The following is a 529-nucleotide window of genomic DNA, read 5'->3' as shown; positions in this document are numbered from 1 at the left end:
GGGCAGCGGCGGGAGTTGTCGCCCGTCCCGCCTGGCCAGTACGTCACTGGCGCGCACCCCCGGCAGCGGCTCCGGTTCCTTCTGCCGCGCGGCGCGGGCCGCTCGGGTGGCGCTCCGCCGGGACAGGGCGTCGAGCAGTCGGCGCTCGCCGCGGCCGCGGAGCAGCAGCAGGACGAAGGGGTCGGCGTCCAGCAGGCGTGCGGTCTGGTAGCAGAGGGCGGCGGCGTGTTTGCAGGGGTGGCCGCGGTCGGGGCAGCTGCAGTGGGGCTCCAGCTCGCCAAGGCCGGGGAGCAGGGGGACCCCGCAGTCGGCGAGGGACCGGGGCATCTCCTTGTCGAGCAGGGCGGCGATGTGTCCCGGGCGGTCGGCGGCGGCGTCCAGGAAGCGGTCCCAGTCGGCGTCGTCCAGCGTCCGCAGCCGCACCTGCACCCGGTAGGGGCGCGGGCGGCTCCCCTGCACGTACGCCAGGACCAGCCCCGGCGTCACGGTGACGGCGTCCACGTGCCCCGTCTCCGCGTACCCCCGCCCC

The 529-nt window shown here is 77.1% G+C and carries 1 protein-coding gene; it reads right to left on the bottom strand.

The genetic code is table 11. From position 1 onward, the window contains the following. Positions 1-529: SWIM zinc finger family protein (locus tag C1I97_RS38650; protein WP_181447133.1), on the bottom strand; the 529-nt coding region annotated here is incomplete at both ends.

Origin of the sequence: Streptomyces sp. NTH33 (genome assembly GCF_003236365.1) — a bacterium.
GTDB lineage: Bacteria > Actinomycetota > Actinomycetes > Streptomycetales > Streptomycetaceae > Streptomyces.
The sequence above is the reverse complement of the archived record's forward strand: the minus strand, read 5'-3'. Positions and strand labels throughout refer to the sequence as shown.